The sequence below is a fragment of the Mesorhizobium sp. RSR565B genome, from assembly GCF_054719465.1.
This window is the reverse complement of sequence record NZ_JBTTIE010000001.1, coordinates 2,259,677-2,275,566: the sequence shown is the minus strand read 5'-3', so window position 1 is coordinate 2,275,566 and position 15,890 is coordinate 2,259,677. Positions and strand designations below refer to the sequence as shown.

Below are 15,890 nucleotides of genomic sequence, written 5' to 3'. Positions count from 1 at the left end.
CTGCGACCTATAGGGGGACTTCCGCGCCGTGACAAGCAAGCCCTTTTGCCAGCCGTTTCCTTCCGTCCCTTGAATGCCGAGGTTGCCATATGGATAGCCATACCATTGTCGAAGCCCTGCTGCTCGGCCTGCTGGAGGGGCTGACCGAGTTCATCCCGGTCTCCTCGACCGGCCATATCCTGCTCGCCGGCCATTTCCTCGGCTTCCATTCCACCGGCAAGGCTTTTGAGATCCTGATCCAGCTGGGCGCCATCCTGGCGATCCTCAGCGTCTATTTCCGCCGCCTGTGGCAGATGCTGCTCGACCTGCCGCATGACCGGCTGACGCGGCATTTCGTCCTCGGCATCCTGATTGCCTTCCTGCCGGCCGCCATCATCGGCGCGCTGGCGCATGATTTCATCAAGACGGTGCTGTTCGAATCGCCAAGGCTGATCTGCATCATGCTGATCGTCGGCGGCGTCGTGCTGCTGGTCGTCGACCGCATGAAGCTGCAGCCGGTCTACCGCGACGTCGAGCGCTTCCCGACAAGGCTTTACCTGCAGATCGGCCTGTTCCAGTGCCTGTCGCTGATCCCCGGGACGTCGCGCTCCGGCTCGACCATCGTCGGCGCGCTGCTGCTGGGCGTCGACAAGCGCGCGGCGGCGGAATTCTCCTTCTTCCTCGCCATCCCGACCATGGTCGGCGCCTTCGCCTTCGACCTGTTCAAGAACCGCAACGTGCTGAGCAGCGCCGACCTGCCGATCATCGCCATCGGCTTCATCGCCGCCTTCGTTACCGCGCTGATCGTCGTGCGCTTCCTGCTCGATTACGTCTCGCGCAACGGCTACTCGCTCTTCGGCTGGTGGCGCCTGGTGGTGGGCACTGTGGGGTTGGTGGCGCTGATGATCTGGGGGTGAGCTTTACCCTCCCCCTTGTGGGGGTCCGAAGGACGGGCGAGACAGGCGGCTCGCCCCGGTCAGTCGATCCGCAAAGCGGATCGGGGTGGGGGCGCCACACCCTCGCCCCGTTTCGCCAACGACGCGTCGCGTCGCTTGCTCACCGACCCTCCCCACAAGGGGGAGGGTAAAGGCCGCTAACTCCTCCCAAAAAACGCGTTCTCGACATGCACCGGCCAGCGCCAGGGCAGCACCGCGATCATGTCGAAGCGCATCGACAATCTGCCGTAGTCCGGCTGCCGCGACAGCCAGATGTCGGCGGCGCCCTCGATGCGGCGCTCCGATTCGTGGCCGATCGCCTCCATCGCTTCCATCAGCGTGCGCCGCGCCTTGACCTCGACGAACAGCACCAGGTCGCCGCGCCTGGCGATCAGGTCGATCTCGCCGAAGCGGGTGCGATGCCGGCGGGCGAGGATGCGATAACCTTTCAGCATCAGCGCCGCTGCCGCCAGCCACTCGCCGCGATGGCCGCGCCGATAGGCTTTTTGGCGGCTGGCGGCCGGGCGCTCAGCCACCTTCACCTTCTCCAACCGCATCCCTGAGTTCCAGCAGCCGCCGGTAAAGCGCCTGCTTCTGCCCGCCGGTCATCTTCGCCGCCTCCGCCGCCGCCTTGGACGCCGGCATTTCGGCGGCCAGCGACAGCAGCAGCCTGTCGATGTCGGCCGGTTGGTCGGCCTTGATCTCGGCGGGCCCGACGCAGATGACGATTTCGCCCTTCGGCGTATCGGCCGCCGCATAATGATCGGCCAGCGCCTGCAGCGTTCCCGTCCGCATCTCTTCGAAAGTCTTGGTCAGCTCGCGGCCGATGGCGGCCTTGCGCGCGCCGCCCAACGCCTCGACCATGGCGACCAGCGTTTCGGCCAGCCGGCGTGGCGACTCGAAGAAGATCAGCGTTGCCGGCACCGCCCTGAACGTTTCCAGCTTTGTCATCCGCTGCCCTGATTTCACCGGCAGAAACCCGGCAAACAGGAAGGCGTCGGACGGCAGGCCCGACGCCGTCAGCGCCGCCAGCGGCGCCGATGGGCCGGGGATCGGCACCACGCGCAGGCCGCGCTCCAGCGCTTCGCCGACCAGCCGGTAGCCTGGGTCGGAGATCAGCGGCGTGCCGGCATCCGAAATCAGCGCCACGCTCTGCCCGGCCTCGAGTGCCGCGATCAGCTTCGGTCCCGCCTCGCCGGCATTGTGTTCGTGATAGGCGGTTGTGCGCCTGCGGATGCCGTAGCGGTCGAGCAGCACGCGTGAGACGCGGGTGTCCTCGCAGGCGACTATGTCGGCGGCAGCCAGCGTTTCCAAGGCGCGCAGCGTGATGTCGGAGAGGTTGCCGATCGGCGTCGCCACCAGATACAGCGCCGGCGCCAGCGGCCGGACTGCGACCTCGGTCTGCCCAATCACATAGCTGCGCTTCTCGCCGGTCACCGGGGTCTCTCCATTTCGCCCTGTTTGGCACGGCGCGCGCCGGGTTGCAAAATCCCGAACGTCGAGCCAAACCTGACGCCGATGTAACCCGGCGGCCATGTCTTTGCCACAGTGGGGAACGAAAGCGTGGCTGGCGGATTGAATACCTGAGTCTCTTGAGGAGGAGGACAGGATGGACAGCCTGGAATTGCAGGACGTTTTCGAGCCCTATTATGCCGAGCGCAAGCGCTTCACTGCGCGAAAGGGCAAGCGTGCGCTCGCCGAAAGCGACACCGGCCTGGCCAGTCGGGCGGCCACCGCCTTGCCGACGAATGTCAGGCTTTCGGACAACAAACCGGACAGCACGACGGAGCACTGACCGTACGATGCCCAATCGTTTCGATATCTTCATCACCCGTCTTGAAACGAAGAGCGCCCGCGAAGGCGCGCCGCCGCATCCGATGAACGACCAGAACAGCGTCCGCCGGGACAAGAGCGACGCCAAGCCGGCCCGGACCGGAGAGGCGCATGCCGAGAAACACCGCGGCAAGCGCCGCTTCAAGCACGACGCTTGACCTTCGCGATTGGCGAGGACCACCCTCACTTCGTCATCACGGGCGAGCAAGGAGCGAAGCGACGCGGCGCAGACTCGAGGATGACGAACGCGTGGTTGCGAAGCCCCCATAGTTCAATCGAGATATCGCGAAGCCCGTGCCTTCAGAAGGTCGATCAACTCCGGATCCATGGATCCGTAGTCATCCGGGATGTCGAGGCAGATGACGCGGGCCTTCTTCAGGCTCTCCTTGAATTCTTCTGCAGCTTGGTGCGGTGCGCTTTTTCCATCACGAAGACGATGTCGGCCCAGGCGACCAGTTCATGCGTCAGCGGCGTGTCTGCATCGTGATTGGTGCCGGCCGACTCGACCTCGATATCCCTACGTTTGGAGAACACCTGCTCGGCGGTCGGGCTGCGCAAGCGGTTCTGGCTGCAGACGAACAGGACGTTCTTCACCGACTACTCACCCCAGATCTTACGCAGATTTTTGCTGAGAGGGATGTACTGATCAAATGTGAGTCCATTCAGATCAAACTCGAGCAACTCATCCTTGGCGATTCCGCGAAGCTTATTTCCAATATATGTTATGAAACTGAGGACAACGCTGAATTCGCTCAAGTGGGTCAATTTTAGTTTCGATGTGACCGTTGCGTTCCTGATGAAAATCGCCTGAGCCTCAAAGAGGTCGTCTTGCTCTGGAGATCTCAAGATTTCGGTCAATCCAAACTCGAACACATCATCCGTGTTCAATGTCATCAAGGTCTCGTGGATCAGGAACGTCATCGCAGGAGTCACCTCGGATGCGGCGCTGGCACGCCAGCGGTTCAACAAGTCGACTTTCTAACATCCTTGCTCAAGCCGATAAATCGTCCAACAGCCCGGCCATTTGCCCTGTGGGCTCACCGCGCCAAATCCGCCACCACGGCATCGAGCACGATCATGCCGGCTGGCGTGGCGCGTAGCCTGGCATTGCCGATCGGCGCCACCAGCCCCTCATCCTGCAGCACGGTCAGCCGGGCGCTCGACAGGCCGCGCCCGGAAAACGCCTCGTAGCGGGAAAGGTCGATGCCTTCGGCCAACCTCAGCCCCATCAGCAGGAACTCGTCGGCCTCTTCGGAGCGCGTCAGGATCTCGCCGCCGGTGACGCCATGGCCCCTGGCCTCCACCAGATTGGCCCAGGTCTCCGGCATCCGCTCGGCGATCGTCACGGTGCGGTGGCCGTTCTCGATAAAGCGGCCATGCGCGCCCGGTCCGACGCCGACATATTCGCCATAGCGCCAATAGGTCAGATTGTGCCGGCTCTCGGCGCCCGGCCTGGCGTGGTTGGAAATCTCATAGGCCGGCAGGCCATGCGCTGCGGTGATCTCCTGCGTCAGCGCATAGAGATCGGCGGCCCGGTCATTATCGGGGATGATGAATTTGTTCGCCGCATGAAGGGCATGGAACGGCGTGCCTTCCTCGATGGTCAGCTGGTAGAGCGACAGATGGTCGGCGGCATGGCCGATCGCCTGTTCGAGCTCCGCCTGCCAGTCATCCAGCGTCTGGCCGGGGCGGGCGTAGATCAGGTCGAAGGAAAGTCTTGGGAATATGTCCCGTGCCAGGCCAATTGCATGCAGCGCCTCGTCGACATTGTGCAGCCGGCCGAGGAAGCGCAGATCCTTGTCGTTCAGCGCCTGCACGCCGAGCGACACACGGTTGACGCCGGCGGCGCGGTAGCCGCGAAATCGCTCGGCCTCGACCGAGGACGGATTGGCTTCCAGCGTCACCTCGATGCCGTCGGGCACCGTCCAGTTCTTCGCCACGGCGTCCAGCACCGCCGCCACCGTCTGCGGCTGCATCAGCGACGGTGTGCCGCCGCCGAGAAAGATACTGGTCACTTCGCGCGGCCCGGTCCGCTCGCTCATGGTCTTCAGCTCGTTCTCGAAGGCGCGGGCAAAGCGCTCCTGGTCGACCGGCTGGTGACGGACATGGCTGTTGAAGTCGCAATACGGGCATTTGGCCGCGCAGAACGGCCAATGGATGTAGACCCCGAAGCCCGGGCTGCGGTCCAGCGACATTAAGCTGAGCCTAACCTGGCGCGGGCGAATTTCTGGAAGGCGCGGGCGCGGTGCGACAGCGCCGTCGGCTGACCGGGCTTCCAGCCGTGTTTTTCCTCAGCGCTCATCTCGCCGAACGTCTTGTCGAAACCGTCGGGCAAAAACACCGGGTCGTAGCCGAAGCCCAGTTCGCCGCGCGGCGGCCACACCAGCGTTCCCTCAGCTTCGCCGCGATAATATTCAGCCTCGCCATTGGGGAAGGCCAGGCAGATGACGGCGACGAACCGCCCCTTGCGCTGCGCTGGCTTGGCGGCGCCGACCTCCTGCAAGGCCACTTCGGTGCGCTGCATGGCCATCCCGAAGTCGCGGCTGCCATCGGGAGCTTCGGCCCAATTGGCGGTGTAGACGCCGGGGGCGCCGTCGAGCGCGTCGACGCACAGGCCCGAATCGTCCGACAGCGCCGGCAGGCCGGTCGCCTTAGCCGCGGCGAAGGCCTTGATGTAGGCGTTTTCCTCGAAGGTGGTGCCGGTCTCCTCCGGTTCCGGCAGGCCGTAGTCCTTGGCCGACTTCGCCTCGAAGCCGAACGGACCCATCAAATCGGCGAATTCGCGCAGCTTGCCTTCATTGTGGCTGGCAACGACGATCTTCTTTCCATCGAGAGAATGCATCAAAGGCCCCAGATCCTTGGCTCGGCGAATTCGATCGAATTGCCCGAGGGGTCGCGTATGTAGATCGAGCGCCCGCCCTGCGGCCATTCGAATTCGCTTTCGATGGCGATGTTTTTCGCCTCAAGTTGCGCCTTCCACTGTGCGAGTTCATCCTCACTTGCGGCAAAGCAGAGATGGCCCTCGCCGACCGTGCCATGCGGCGGCACTTTCAGCCGCGCATCGGGCGCCGGCGGGATTTTGGTGGCTTCGGCGTTGAAGATGAGCAGCACGCCCGGGCCGCAGCGGAAGAAGAGATGGCGGCCGTCGACCTTGCCGAGGAGAGGGAGGCCGAGGACATCGGAGTAGAAGGTCTCGGCAGCGGCGAGATCCGTGACGTAAAGCGCTGACTCAAGAATAGCGGAGGGTTGCATCAGGCACCCCCCTCTGCCCTGCCGGGCATCTCCCCCGCAAGGGGGGAGATTGGCAGTTCCGCTGGCGGCGTCTCAACGTTGATGGTTGGCGAAAACGGCAGCGACCTCTGATCTCCCCCCTTGCGGGGGAGATGGCCGGCAGGCCAGAGGGGGGTGTGAAGGATCGCCGACGTCATCACGTTAAATTCAATCAGGCCACAGCCATCTGCTGCAAGCTCACCAGCCGCTGAATGCCCTTCTTGGCCAACCCCATCAGCTCCGCGAACTGACCTTCCGAGAACGGCTCGCCCTCGGCGGTGCCCTGGATCTCGACGATGCCGCCCTTGCCGGTCATGACGAAATTGGCGTCGGTGCCGGCAGACGAATCCTCGATATAGTCGAGGTCGATGACCGGCTTGCCGTCGTGGATGCCGCAGGAAATTGCCGCGACATGGTCCTTCAGCACCTTGGCAACGCTGGCCATCTGCCGCGCTTCCATCCAGCGCAGGCAATCGTAGAGCGCCACCCAGCCGCCGGTGATCGAGGCCGTGCGGGTGCCGCCATCGGCCTGGATGACGTCGCAGTCGACGGTGATCTGCTGTTCGCCCAGTGCCTGCAGGTCGACAACGGCGCGCAAGGAGCGGCCGATCAGCCGCTGGATTTCGAGCGTGCGGCCGCCTTGCTTGCCGGCCGAAGCTTCACGGCGCATGCGCTCGCCGGTCGAACGCGGCAGCATGCCGTATTCCGCCGTCACCCAGCCCTTGCCGGAATTGCGCATCCAGCCCGGCACCTTTTCCTCCAGGCTCGCCGTGCACAACACATGCGTGTCGCCGAATTTCACCAGGCACGAGCCTTCGGCGTGTTTGGAGACGCCGCGCTCGAAGGAGATGGCGCGCATTTCGTCGGCTTGGCGTTTGGAAGGGCGCATCGAGGCCTCTTTCTGTTCTTTTATGGTTGCGTCGGCGGCTTGTAGACGCATGCAGCCCATGGCGCAAAGGAAAAGGCCCCGGCACAGACGCTGGGGCGATCGCAAGTGCGACGCCGGGTTGCGCGGCGGCGATGGAAGTCTATATCCTTGGGCCGGAGGTTTTTGGCTCGAATGACCAAGGCAGTCACCGAACCCAGTCTGCTGGCGCCCGCGCTGCAATCGCTCGACATGCGTTCGCGCGACATTTTCCGGCGCATCGTCGAATCCTATCTGAAGGACGGTGAGCCTGTGGGATCGCGCAGCCTGTCGCGCATCCTGCCGTCGTCGCTGTCGCCGGCCACCATCCGCAACGTGATGAGCGACCTCGAGCATCTCGGCCTGATCTATGCCCCGCACATCTCGGCCGGGCGCCTGCCGACCCAGACCGGCCTGCGCTTCTTCGTCGATGCCTTCATGGAGCTTGGCGATCTCTCCGACGAGGAACGCCGGGTCATCGAGGCGCAGGTGCGCGCCTCCGGCTCGGGCGCGACGCTGGAACACATGCTGACCGAGGCCAGCCAGATGCTGTCGGGCATGTCGCGCGGCGCCGGCCTGGTGCTCGCCACCAAGAACGAGGTGGCGCTGAAGCACATCGAGTTCATCCAGCTCGAGCCGACCAAGGCGCTGGCGGTGATGGTGTCGCAGAATGGCGATGTCGAGAACCGCGTCGTCGACCTGCCGGCCGGCATCACCGTCTCGCAGCTGCACGAGGCCTCCAACTTCCTCAACGCCCATATCAGGGGCCGCACGCTCGCCGAGGCGCGCATCGAGATCGCCCGCATCAAGGACGAGACCAGGGCAGCGCTGGACACGTTGTCGCAGGACCTGGTCGAGAAAGGCCTGGCGGTGTGGGCCGGCGCCGACAGCGGCCTGCCGGCGCGCCTTATCGTGCGCGGCCGCGCCAATTTGCTCGAAAACGTCACCGCCCAGGCCGATATCGAATTGCTGCGCCACCTGTTCGAGGATCTGGAGACGCAGGACGGGCTGATCCAGCTGCTCGACCTCGCCGAGGACGGCCCCGGCGTGCGGATCTTCATCGGCTCGGAAAACAAGCTGTTCTCGCTCTCCGGCTCGTCGCTGGTCGTGGCGCCTTACCGCGACAAGGACGCCCGCGTCGTCGGCGCGCTCGGCGTCATCGGCCCGACCAGGCTGAATTATGCCCGCATCGTGCCTATGGTCGACTACACGGCGCAATTGATTACCCGGATGTTAAGATAATTCCGAAGCCGGGATCACCGTAAAGGAGGGCGCAGAATGGCGCTTGAATCGTTCAAGGCCCAGATCAGCATGCTGCTCGAAGAAATGGTCAACCAGCCGGAGGACGAGCACGAAATCCAGGAGCAGCTGCGCGAAAAACTGCGCGAAATGCGCGCCATGGGCTTGCCGCTGCCGGAAGATCTCGTCGCATTGGAAAAGCGTCTCGACGACGATCTGGACGTCGAAGAGGAAAGTTGAGCGGTTCTCTCGTCGAATCTGCGCGCGCACGCTTCTCTTTTGCGGCGGCCGCACAATATCTCCCTTGTCGTGACGCGCCGACCGGCGCGAGTTCGAGGAGAACAGCATGATCCGGATTGCCGGCTTCGCAGGCCTTGCCCTGCTTCTGGCCACCAGCGCCTTCGCCCAGCAGGCTGATCAACTGCTGCTGACCGGCAAGGACGCTTTCGGCGACTGGAAGGCCGACAAGCCAGGTGTGCGCCGGCTGATTAGGCCGGATGATCTGAAAAGACCCAACATCACCGAATCCGCCTCCAACAGCGCCGGCCTTGGCGATCGGCCCGAGGGCGCGAAGCCCGTCCTGCTGCCTGGGTTTTCGGCCGAACTGGTTGCTTCCGGCATTTCCAATCCGCGGGTCGTGCGCGTGGCGCCGAACGGCGACCTGTTCGTCGCCGACAGTGACGCCAACCAGATCCGCGTCTATCGGCTGGCCAAGGGTAGCGCGAAGCCGGCCGAAGAGGGCATTTTTGCCGACAATCTCAACCAGCCCTATGGCATCGCCTTCTACCCGCCTGGCGACAAGCCGCAATGGGTCTACGTCGCCAACAACGACAGCGTGGTCCGCTACGCCTATCGCGACGGCGACCTTAAAGCCTTCGGCGAACCGGAGACGATTGTCTCCGACATCCCTACCGGCGGCCACTGGACCCGCGATATCGCCTTCTCGCCGGACGGGAAGACGCTGTATCTCTCGGTCGGCTCCGGATCGAACGTCGCGGAGGGCATGCAGAAGGCACCGAAGGGCGGCCTTGACGCCTGGGCAAAATCACAGCCACTCGGCGCCACCTGGGGTTCCGAGGATGGCCGTGCCGACGTGCTGGCCTTCGGCCCCGACGGCAAGAATGGCCGCATCCTCGCTACCGGCCTGCGCAATTGTTCGGGCATGACCGTGCAACCGGCCACCGGCGCGCTGTGGTGTGTCGTCAACGAGCGCGACGGTCTCGGCGACGATGTGCCGTTCGAATATGCCACCTCAGTCAAGGACGGCGCCTTCTATGGCTGGCCCTGGTATTATATCGGCGCCAACGAGGACCCGCGTCACGAGGGCGCGCGCCCAGACCTCGCCGGCTCGGTCACCGTGCCCGACGTGCTGATGCAGGCGCATTCGGCGCCGCTCAACATCGCCTTCTATGACGGCGGCAATTTCCCGGCAGAGTACAAGGATGACGCCTTCGTCGCCCTGCACGGCTCCTGGAACCGTGGTATGAGGACCGGCTACAAGGTGGTGCGGCTGAGATTCAGCGACGGCAAGCCGACCGGCGAGTACCAGGATTTCATCACCGGCTTCGTCCTCTCCGACGACGCCGTCTGGGGCCGGCCGGTCGGCGTCGCGGTGGCCAGGGACGGTGCGCTTATCGTCACCGAGGATGGCAACGGCACCATCTGGCGCATCACCCATGTCGACGGCCCGTCCTGAGCCGGCGAACTGCGCAACCGGCCCTAATGTACGTCCCGATGGATCACCTTGGGATAGGTATGGATCACCTCGGCCGATGAGACACGGTCATCGAAACCGGTATCCCTGAGATTGAAGAGGCCGACCGAGCCGAAGGACTTCTTCGCCCCTTGCGCGAAGCGGCCGTCGCTGAAATCGTGTTCGTAAAGCGTCACCGTGACGTGGCCGGCATTGAGCTTCGGCACGTAAACACTGCTGATGGTGTCGTTGGCGACGCCAAGCTGGTTGACGTTGAAGCGATAGAGGTCCTGCACCATGCGCCGGGCCGCATTGCCATTGATCATCCAGTATTCGCGGCGCGAAGCGCGGTTCGGGTCGATGAGTTTGAGCGGCGCCTTGCGGCCAAGCCCGAGCCAGTGCTCGAACACCATCACATTGGCGCCCCAGGGATAGGGATAGTTGGACTTGTCGATGATGCGTGGCGGGCCATCCTCGGCAATCTCGGCGGTATCTACATAGTCCAGCCATTGCAGCTGGAACGACGCTTCCACGTTGAGGTCGGTGTTGCGCGGATCGGCAGCGATGATGCGCCAGTCGGAGACCGGCGGATATTTGGTGTCGAGGTCGATGTAGAATTCGCCTTTGGCGGTGTCGTCGGGGTCTATCTTTTGCGGTCCGTCACGCTCCATCGCCACCAGTCGCACCTTGAACCGGTTGTTGACGACCAGCGGATAGATCATCGGACGAATGGGGTGAGCGCCAGGGTCCCGGCTGTCGGTAAAATATCCAGTCTGCGGAACGACATCGCTATCGCCCTTGTCGAACAGGCTGAAAGCCTGACGCCCCTCGAACCACAGATACCATTCCAGCTCGTGGACATGACCGCGTGCTTCGGAATAGTTGTTGGGCATCCACTTCATGAGCTGGATGTGAAGTCTTTTGGCTAACATGGGTGCTCCTGCCGTTCGGAGCCATGCGAGATAGCCGACCGCCTTCGGGGCGTAAGTGAACCATCTCTCGCTTTCAGGCGAGGATGACCGGCGTTCATGTCCTGCTTGGCGCAATCGAATCCGTTTTGCCGTTGCAGGCTTTCATGGCATCAGAGCGGCTCAGGAGGTGCGACCGTCATGACCCTCACCGGCTTCCTTGCCTATAGTGCTGCGCTGGGCATCGCCGCCGCCATTCCCGGCCCCGGCGTCACCGCGCTTGTGGCGCGGGCGCTCGGATCCGGCTTCCGCTCGTCGCTGGCGATGTCGTTCGGCCTGATGCTCGGCGACCTCATTTATCTCACCGCAGTGGTGCTCGGCCTTGCCTTTGTCGCGCAAAGCTTCGGCATGGTGTTTCTCGTCATCAAATGGCTGGGCGTCGCCTATCTCGCCTTCCTCGGCTGGCGTTTCTGGACGGCCGGGATCACGCCCGAGACTGTCGAGGCCAGGAAAGGCAAGGGCGGCCTGGTATCGAGCTTCCTTGCCGGCCTCACCGTCACGCTGGGCAACCCGAAGACGATGGTCTTCTACCTCGCCATCACGCCGACCATCGTCGACCTGAAGACCATCACGCTCGCCGACTATGGCATCCTGGTCGCGCTCACCGTTATCGTGCTCTTCGTGGTGCTTGTGCCCTATCTGGCGCTGGCCGCCAAGGCGCGCTGGTTCCTGAAATCGCCGCGCGCGCTGAAGGCGCTGAACCGCACCGCCGCTGGCTTCATGGTGGGCGCGGCCGCAGCCATTGCCGCACGTCAGTAGATCGGTTCAGGCAATTCATTCCGCCGATCGGTCCATCCGGAAATGCGGCTTCGGAAGGCAAGCGTTTTCAGCAAGCGGCCCACTCGATATTTTCGGCCGGCAGCCTATCTTGCGCGGGCGAAAGCCTTATTCTGTCCGCCGACGCCAATTGCCTGATCTGATTTGGGAGCGAAACCAATGAACAAGCCTTCCGCGCGCGTGCCCGGCCGCGGCCGTGTCTACAACTCGATCACCGAGACGATCGGCGACACGCCGCTGGTGCGGCTCGACAAGTTCGCCAAGGAGAAGGGCGTAGTTGCCAACCTTCTTGCCAAGCTCGAATTCTTCAATCCGATCGCCTCGGTCAAGGACCGCATCGGCGTTTCGATGATCGAGGCGCTGGAAGCGTCGGGCCGGATCAAACCCGGCAAGACGACGCTGATCGAGCCGACCTCCGGGAATACCGGTATCGCGCTCGCCTTCGCCGCTGCCGCCAAGGGCTACAAGCTGATCCTGACCATGCCCGAAACCATGTCGGTGGAGCGCCGCAAGATGCTGGCGCTGCTCGGCGCCGAACTGGTGCTGACGGAAGGGCCGAAAGGCATGAAGGGCGCCATCGCCAAGGCCGACGAATTGGCCGCCACCCTGCCTGACGCCGTCATCCCGCAGCAGTTCGAAAACCCGGCCAACCCGGAGATCCACCGCCGCACCACCGCCGAGGAGATCTGGAACGACACCGATGGCGGGGTCGACATCTTCGTCGCCGGCATCGGTACCGGCGGCACGATCACCGGCGTCGGCCAGGTGCTGAAGCAACGCAAGCCCTCGGTGCATGTCGTCGCCGTCGAGCCGGAGGCCTCGCCGGTGCTGTCGGGCGGCCAGCCCGGCCCGCACAAGATCCAAGGCATCGGCGCCGGCTTTGCGCCCAAGATCCTCGACACCTCGATCTATGACGAGATCGTCAAGGTCTCCAACGAGGATTCGGTCGCCAACGCCCGCCTCGTCGCCCGCCTTGAAGGCGTGCCGGTCGGCATCTCGTCGGGCGCTGCCCTGCAGGCCGCCATCGCCGTCGGGTCGCGGCCGGAGAACAAGGGCAAGAACCTGGTGGTGATCATCCCGTCCTTCGCCGAGCGCTATCTGTCGACGATCCTGTTCGACGGGCTGGGAGCTTAGTTTTCGCGGAGCGGGAAGGACGGATAGGTAGCGGTCCGTCACCCCCTCTGTCCGCCGACATCTCCAGCGCTTGCTCCCGTCTGGACCGCACAAAATACCGCGTGGCACCGCACCGACCCGCTTGAGCGCGGCGCTCTGCCGGTGCAAATCTCCAACGGCCCGCGTGGGCCGGGGAGGACATTCATGTACAGACTTTACACGCGCCCAGGCAGTGGCGGTTTCGTCGTCGAGGCCGCATTGGCGCTGGCAAACGCGCAATTCGACCAGATCGACGTGCCGAAGAAGGATCCGCCGGACCCGGCTTTCCTCGACATCAGCCCGTTGAACCAGGTTCCGGTGCTGACCTTGCCCAACGGTCAATCGATAACCGAATCGGCGGCGATCTGCATCCTGCTTGCCGAGCGCCATCCGGAGGCGGGTCTGGCGCCGGCCGCGGGATCGCCGGATCGCGCCGGTTTCCTGCGCTGGATGGCGTTCATGTCATCGGTGCTCTACCCCGCCATCCTGCGCCTCTACTATGCCCATCGCTACACCACCGATGCCGACGGCAAGAAAGCCGTCAAGCAGGCAGCCATTGCCGAGATGGACCGCGGCTTCGCCATTGTCGATGCAGCCCTCGAGGGGCGCGGCTGGCTGGTCGGCGACGCGATGTCGCTGGCCGACGTCTACCTCGTCATGCTGGTGGCCTGGCACCCCGATATGGACAAGGCGCGAGCCGACTGGCCGAACATCGAACGCTTATGGTCGGCGCTGCGCGCGCATCCGCTGATGAAACGGCTCAACACCACGCATGAGATGTGGCCGGCCTGAACGGACGCTTCAATTTCGCAGGATCGCCCGTTTCGCCTGCAGGAAGCGGCGCACGGCGGGGTCGCGTTCAAGGCCGATCGCCCGGTCATAGGCTTCGACCGCTTGCGCCGCATTGCCGAGCCTGGCCAGCAGGCCGGCGCGAGCGGCCCAATAAGGCTGATAGTCGTTGAGCCGCTTGTCGTCGCCCAGCACGTAGAGCGCCGCCAGTCCTGCCGCCGCCCCTTCGGCCTCGGCAATCGCCACGGCGCGGTTGATCGAAATCACCGGCGAGCCTGATATCGCCGACAGCGCATCGTAGAAGTTACGGATCGCCGCCCAATCGGTTTGGCCGGTCCGTCGCCGCGTCGCATGCACCGATTGTACCGCCGCTTCGAGCTGGTAGCGGCCGATGACGCTCATGGTGGCGGCGTGGCCCAGCAGCGCCTCGGCTTCGTCGATCAGCGCGTGATCCCAAAGACGGCAATCCTGTTCGGCGAGCGGCACATAATCTCCAGCCGCATCGCGCCGCGCCGGGCGGCGCGCCTCGGCAAACAGCATCAGCGCCAGCAGGCCGAGCGCTTCCGGTTCGTCCGGCATCAGCGATGCCACCAGCCGCCCGAGCCAGATGCCTTCGGTCGCCAGATTGCGCGCTCTCGTCTCGGTCCCTGCCGGGTCGGTCCAGCCTTCGGCGAAAGCCGCGTAGATCGCTTCCAGCACCGTTCCCAGCCGCTCGCCGAGTTCGGCGCGATCCGGCACGCGGAACGGAATGCCGATCTCGCGGATGCGGCTCTTGGCGCGCACCAGACGCTGGCCCATCGTCGCCGGCGAAACCAGGAAGGCCGAGGCGATCGTCGCCGCGTCGAAACCCAGAATGGTCTGCAGGATCAGCGGCGCCCGCACGCTGGCTTCGATCGCCGGATGCGCACAGGCAAACATCAGCCTGAGACGTTCGTCGGGCAGGTCTTCGTCTTCCATGCTCGCCTCCATCTCCTCGGCCATCAGCTTGAGATGGTCGCGGCTCGCCTCGCTGGTCAGCCGACGGCGCACCGCATCGACGCCACGGCGGCGCGCGACGGCCAGCAGCCATGCCTCAGGCTTCTCAGGCACGCCGGTCTGTGGCCAGCGCTCAAGCGCCGCGGCAAAGGCCTCGGCCAGCGCGTCCTCGGCGCCGGCCACGTCGCGGGTGCGCGCCGCTAGCCAGGCGACCAGCTTGCCGTAACTCTGCCGGGCGGCCGCTTCGGCCGCCGCCCGCGCGATCTCCGGGCGATTGTCCATCACGGTTTCATTTCTTGGGCATGTAGTCGGCCATTTCCCAGATCGGCCGCAACTCGACCGTGCCGGCGCTCGCCGCCGGACAGCGCGCCGCCCAGTCGATGGCGGTATCGATATCGGCCGCCTCGATCATGTAGAAGCCGGCAAGCTGCTCCTTGGTGTCGGCATAGGGGCCGTCGATCACGTTGGTCTTGCCGTCTGTGATCCGCACCGAGGTGGTCGCCTGGGTCGGGCGCAACCGTTCGCCGGCGAGCCATGCGCCGGATTTCTTCAACGCTTCGGTATAGGCGGCATATGCTGCGCTCATCTGCTGAGCCTTCTCGATTGGCGTGTTCGCCTGCGCGGCTTCGTCGCTGTTGATCAAAAGCATGTATCGCATGGGTCTTCTCCCGTGGTTTCGAAGGCCGCGTCCTAGCGGGGCCAGACGTATGTCGCGCGGCGGCGGCCGATTTCGACAGGCTTCAGAAAAAACTTTCGCCTCCGCCAGGAGATTTCGCAAGGACCAGATGTTCCTCCGTCTGCTGGCGGATGACCGGCAGCGGACTGGCCGTGGCTCCGCACAGCACTATCCTCTGTCGTTGGCGGGCACGTCACACGAGGCATGGGAGAAGAGAATGGAACTCGTGACCCACAAGAAATTCAAGAACGGCCGGTTGATGCCATGGGGCAAAGGCACGGTCGTCAGCGGTGCGAAAGGCACCGTCTATCTCTGCGGCAACACCGCGACATCGGCTGACTACGATCCGGCCGGCAAGAAGGGTGGCGGCTTCGCCGGCGATGCCGCGGCGCAGTGGCGGGAAGTTCTCGGCAACATCAAATCGGATCTGGAAGAACTTGGCAGCGGGCTCGACCATCTCATCAGGCTGACCTTTTTCGTCAAAGGGCCATTTCCCGACGGCGGCGTCCTCAGCTCGCCTAATTTTCGTCTCGACGTGCTGGACGCGTTTTTCGCCGAGCATTGTCCGAAGCATTGCAGCGACAACAATCCGCCGCCTTCGGAGGTAATCGGCGTCGCAGCGCTTGCCCAGGCAGACATCGTCATCGAGATCGTCGCCGTCGCGGCGCTGCCGGACTGAGGCGCGAACGAACAGGCCGGC

At 64.2% G+C, this 15,890-nt stretch carries 20 protein-coding genes and 1 pseudogene; 10 read left to right on the top strand and 11 right to left on the bottom strand.

Annotation, left to right across the window (positions count from 1 at the left end):
• Positions 1 to 89 precede the first annotated feature (89 nt).
• Positions 90 to 896, top strand: coding sequence for an undecaprenyl-diphosphate phosphatase (locus ACYG9R_RS11040; RefSeq protein ID WP_023702420.1), 807 nt, complete (start codon positions 90 to 92; stop codon positions 894 to 896).
• Between the two features lie 176 nt (positions 897 to 1,072).
• Here the strand turns inward: ACYG9R_RS11040 and ACYG9R_RS11035 are convergent, their stop codons facing one another.
• Positions 1,073 to 1,450, bottom strand: coding sequence for a YraN family protein (locus ACYG9R_RS11035; RefSeq protein ID WP_023698068.1), 378 nt, complete (start codon positions 1,448 to 1,450; stop codon positions 1,073 to 1,075).
• Complete coding sequence (gene rsmI, locus ACYG9R_RS11030; protein ID WP_023706955.1) at positions 1,443 to 2,351, bottom strand: 16S rRNA (cytidine(1402)-2'-O)-methyltransferase; 909 nt, start codon at positions 2,349 to 2,351, stop codon at positions 1,443 to 1,445. Before rsmI ends, ACYG9R_RS11035 begins: the two co-directional genes overlap by 8 nt.
• A gap of 172 nt (positions 2,352 to 2,523) precedes the next feature.
• On the opposite strand from rsmI, the gene ACYG9R_RS11025 reads away from it, so the two are divergent.
• Both ACYG9R_RS11025 and ACYG9R_RS11020 read left to right on the top strand, forming a co-directional pair.
• Positions 2,524 to 2,709, top strand: coding sequence for a hypothetical protein (locus ACYG9R_RS11025; RefSeq protein WP_023687558.1), 186 nt, complete (start codon positions 2,524 to 2,526; stop codon positions 2,707 to 2,709).
• A 7-nt stretch (positions 2,710 to 2,716) separates the two neighbouring features.
• Complete coding sequence (locus ACYG9R_RS11020) at positions 2,717 to 2,905, top strand: hypothetical protein (protein WP_023672058.1); 189 nt, start codon at positions 2,717 to 2,719, stop codon at positions 2,903 to 2,905.
• Between the two features lie 113 nt (positions 2,906 to 3,018).
• Here ACYG9R_RS11020 and ACYG9R_RS11015 read toward each other — a convergent pair.
• From ACYG9R_RS11015 to rph, 6 genes and pseudogenes are all read right to left on the bottom strand, one after another.
• Positions 3,019 to 3,341, bottom strand: a pseudogene (locus ACYG9R_RS11015) (low molecular weight protein tyrosine phosphatase family protein).
• 3 nt (positions 3,342 to 3,344) lie between these two features.
• Positions 3,345 to 3,716, bottom strand: coding sequence for a hypothetical protein (locus tag ACYG9R_RS11010; RefSeq protein ID WP_023824066.1), 372 nt, complete (start codon positions 3,714 to 3,716; stop codon positions 3,345 to 3,347).
• Between the two features lie 68 nt (positions 3,717 to 3,784).
• Positions 3,785 to 4,942, bottom strand: coding sequence for a radical SAM family heme chaperone HemW (gene hemW, locus ACYG9R_RS11005; RefSeq protein ID WP_023681230.1), 1,158 nt, complete (start codon positions 4,940 to 4,942; stop codon positions 3,785 to 3,787).
• Positions 4,942 to 5,589 carry an RdgB/HAM1 family non-canonical purine NTP pyrophosphatase gene (gene rdgB / locus ACYG9R_RS11000; protein ID WP_023692946.1) on the bottom strand — a complete coding sequence of 216 codons (648 nt, stop codon included), beginning with the start codon at positions 5,587 to 5,589 and terminating at the stop codon, positions 4,942 to 4,944. Before rdgB ends, hemW begins: the two co-directional genes overlap by 1 nt.
• Positions 5,589 to 5,999 (bottom strand): VOC family protein, encoded by a 411-nt coding sequence (locus ACYG9R_RS10995; RefSeq protein WP_023824065.1) that lies wholly within the window; start codon positions 5,997 to 5,999, stop codon positions 5,589 to 5,591. The genes rdgB and ACYG9R_RS10995 overlap by 1 nt, the downstream gene beginning before the upstream one ends.
• A gap of 190 nt (positions 6,000 to 6,189) precedes the next feature.
• Entirely contained in the window at positions 6,190 to 6,906 is a 717-nt protein-coding gene (rph, locus tag ACYG9R_RS10990) for a ribonuclease PH (RefSeq protein ID WP_023710344.1), read from the bottom strand.
• Between the two features lie 171 nt (positions 6,907 to 7,077).
• Here rph and hrcA point away from each other — a divergent pair, with 171 nt between their 5' ends.
• The 3 genes from hrcA (at position 7,078) to ACYG9R_RS10975 (ending at position 9,856) form a co-directional block, all read left to right on the top strand.
• A complete protein-coding gene (gene hrcA, locus ACYG9R_RS10985) occupies positions 7,078 to 8,163 on the top strand; it encodes a heat-inducible transcriptional repressor HrcA (RefSeq protein ID WP_023681233.1) in 1,086 nt (361 codons plus the stop codon).
• A 36-nt stretch (positions 8,164 to 8,199) separates the two neighbouring features.
• Positions 8,200 to 8,400, top strand: coding sequence for a hypothetical protein (locus ACYG9R_RS10980; RefSeq protein ID WP_023672050.1), 201 nt, complete (start codon positions 8,200 to 8,202; stop codon positions 8,398 to 8,400).
• Positions 8,401 to 8,506: 106 nt separating this feature from the next.
• Complete coding sequence (locus ACYG9R_RS10975) at positions 8,507 to 9,856, top strand: PQQ-dependent sugar dehydrogenase (RefSeq protein ID WP_023824064.1); 1,350 nt, start codon at positions 8,507 to 8,509, stop codon at positions 9,854 to 9,856.
• Between the two features lie 23 nt (positions 9,857 to 9,879).
• Here the strand turns inward: ACYG9R_RS10975 and ACYG9R_RS10970 are convergent, their stop codons facing one another.
• Complete coding sequence (locus ACYG9R_RS10970) at positions 9,880 to 10,785, bottom strand: hypothetical protein (protein ID WP_023741988.1); 906 nt, start codon at positions 10,783 to 10,785, stop codon at positions 9,880 to 9,882.
• A 177-nt stretch (positions 10,786 to 10,962) separates the two neighbouring features.
• Here ACYG9R_RS10970 and ACYG9R_RS10965 point away from each other — a divergent pair, with 177 nt between their 5' ends.
• The 3 genes from ACYG9R_RS10965 to ACYG9R_RS10955 all read left to right on the top strand — a co-directional run bounded on the left by ACYG9R_RS10965 (position 10,963) and on the right by ACYG9R_RS10955 (position 13,542).
• Complete coding sequence (locus ACYG9R_RS10965; RefSeq protein ID WP_023824063.1) at positions 10,963 to 11,580, top strand: LysE family translocator; 618 nt, start codon at positions 10,963 to 10,965, stop codon at positions 11,578 to 11,580.
• 177 nt (positions 11,581 to 11,757) lie between these two features.
• Positions 11,758 to 12,732: a cysteine synthase A gene (gene cysK, locus ACYG9R_RS10960; RefSeq protein WP_023672045.1), complete on the top strand. Its 975-nt coding sequence runs from the start codon at positions 11,758 to 11,760 to the stop codon at positions 12,730 to 12,732.
• Positions 12,733 to 12,915: 183 nt separating this feature from the next.
• Entirely contained in the window at positions 12,916 to 13,542 is a 627-nt protein-coding gene (locus tag ACYG9R_RS10955; RefSeq protein ID WP_023824062.1) for a glutathione S-transferase family protein, read from the top strand.
• Between the two features lie 9 nt (positions 13,543 to 13,551).
• On the opposite strand, the gene ACYG9R_RS10950 is transcribed toward ACYG9R_RS10955, so the two are convergent.
• Positions 13,552 to 14,796: an RNA polymerase sigma factor gene (locus tag ACYG9R_RS10950; RefSeq protein WP_023824061.1), complete on the bottom strand. Its 1,245-nt coding sequence runs from the start codon at positions 14,794 to 14,796 to the stop codon at positions 13,552 to 13,554.
• Positions 14,797 to 14,803: 7 nt separating this feature from the next.
• The gene (locus ACYG9R_RS10945) at positions 14,804 to 15,172 is read right to left on the bottom strand and encodes a YciI family protein (protein ID WP_023681239.1); all 369 of its coding nucleotides are present in this window, start codon (positions 15,170 to 15,172) and stop codon (positions 14,804 to 14,806) included.
• Positions 15,173 to 15,407: 235 nt separating this feature from the next.
• Here ACYG9R_RS10945 and ACYG9R_RS10940 point away from each other — a divergent pair, with 235 nt between their 5' ends.
• Entirely contained in the window at positions 15,408 to 15,869 is a 462-nt protein-coding gene (locus tag ACYG9R_RS10940) for a RidA family protein (protein WP_023687546.1), read from the top strand.
• Positions 15,870 to 15,890 lie beyond the last annotated feature (21 nt).

What these genes read in the sequence shown, in the direction of transcription:
- ACYG9R_RS11040 (WP_023702420.1), top strand. Translation starts at nt 90, where the DNA reads ATGGATAGCCATACCATTGTCGAAGCCCTGCTGCTCGGCCTGCTGGAG.
- ACYG9R_RS11025 (WP_023687558.1), top strand. Translation starts at nt 2,524, where the DNA reads ATGGACAGCCTGGAATTGCAGGACGTTTTCGAGCCCTATTATGCCGAG.
- ACYG9R_RS11020 (WP_023672058.1), top strand. Translation starts at nt 2,717, where the DNA reads ATGCCCAATCGTTTCGATATCTTCATCACCCGTCTTGAAACGAAGAGC.
- hemW (WP_023681230.1), bottom strand. Translation starts at nt 4,942, where the DNA reads ATGTCGCTGGACCGCAGCCCGGGCTTCGGGGTCTACATCCATTGGCCG.
- rdgB (WP_023692946.1), bottom strand. Translation starts at nt 5,589, where the DNA reads ATGCATTCTCTCGATGGAAAGAAGATCGTCGTTGCCAGCCACAATGAA.
- ACYG9R_RS10995 (WP_023824065.1), bottom strand. Translation starts at nt 5,999, where the DNA reads ATGCAACCCTCCGCTATTCTTGAGTCAGCGCTTTACGTCACGGATCTC.
- rph (WP_023710344.1), bottom strand. Translation starts at nt 6,906, where the DNA reads ATGCGCCCTTCCAAACGCCAAGCCGACGAAATGCGCGCCATCTCCTTC.
- hrcA (WP_023681233.1), top strand. Translation starts at nt 7,078, where the DNA reads ATGACCAAGGCAGTCACCGAACCCAGTCTGCTGGCGCCCGCGCTGCAA.
- ACYG9R_RS10980 (WP_023672050.1), top strand. Translation starts at nt 8,200, where the DNA reads ATGGCGCTTGAATCGTTCAAGGCCCAGATCAGCATGCTGCTCGAAGAA.
- ACYG9R_RS10975 (WP_023824064.1), top strand. Translation starts at nt 8,507, where the DNA reads ATGATCCGGATTGCCGGCTTCGCAGGCCTTGCCCTGCTTCTGGCCACC.
- ACYG9R_RS10970 (WP_023741988.1), bottom strand. Translation starts at nt 10,785, where the DNA reads ATGTTAGCCAAAAGACTTCACATCCAGCTCATGAAGTGGATGCCCAAC.
- ACYG9R_RS10965 (WP_023824063.1), top strand. Translation starts at nt 10,963, where the DNA reads ATGACCCTCACCGGCTTCCTTGCCTATAGTGCTGCGCTGGGCATCGCC.
- cysK (WP_023672045.1), top strand. Translation starts at nt 11,758, where the DNA reads ATGAACAAGCCTTCCGCGCGCGTGCCCGGCCGCGGCCGTGTCTACAAC.
- ACYG9R_RS10955 (WP_023824062.1), top strand. Translation starts at nt 12,916, where the DNA reads ATGTACAGACTTTACACGCGCCCAGGCAGTGGCGGTTTCGTCGTCGAG.
- ACYG9R_RS10950 (WP_023824061.1), bottom strand. Translation starts at nt 14,796, where the DNA reads ATGGACAATCGCCCGGAGATCGCGCGGGCGGCGGCCGAAGCGGCCGCC.
- ACYG9R_RS10945 (WP_023681239.1), bottom strand. Translation starts at nt 15,172, where the DNA reads ATGCGATACATGCTTTTGATCAACAGCGACGAAGCCGCGCAGGCGAAC.
- ACYG9R_RS10940 (WP_023687546.1), top strand. Translation starts at nt 15,408, where the DNA reads ATGGAACTCGTGACCCACAAGAAATTCAAGAACGGCCGGTTGATGCCA.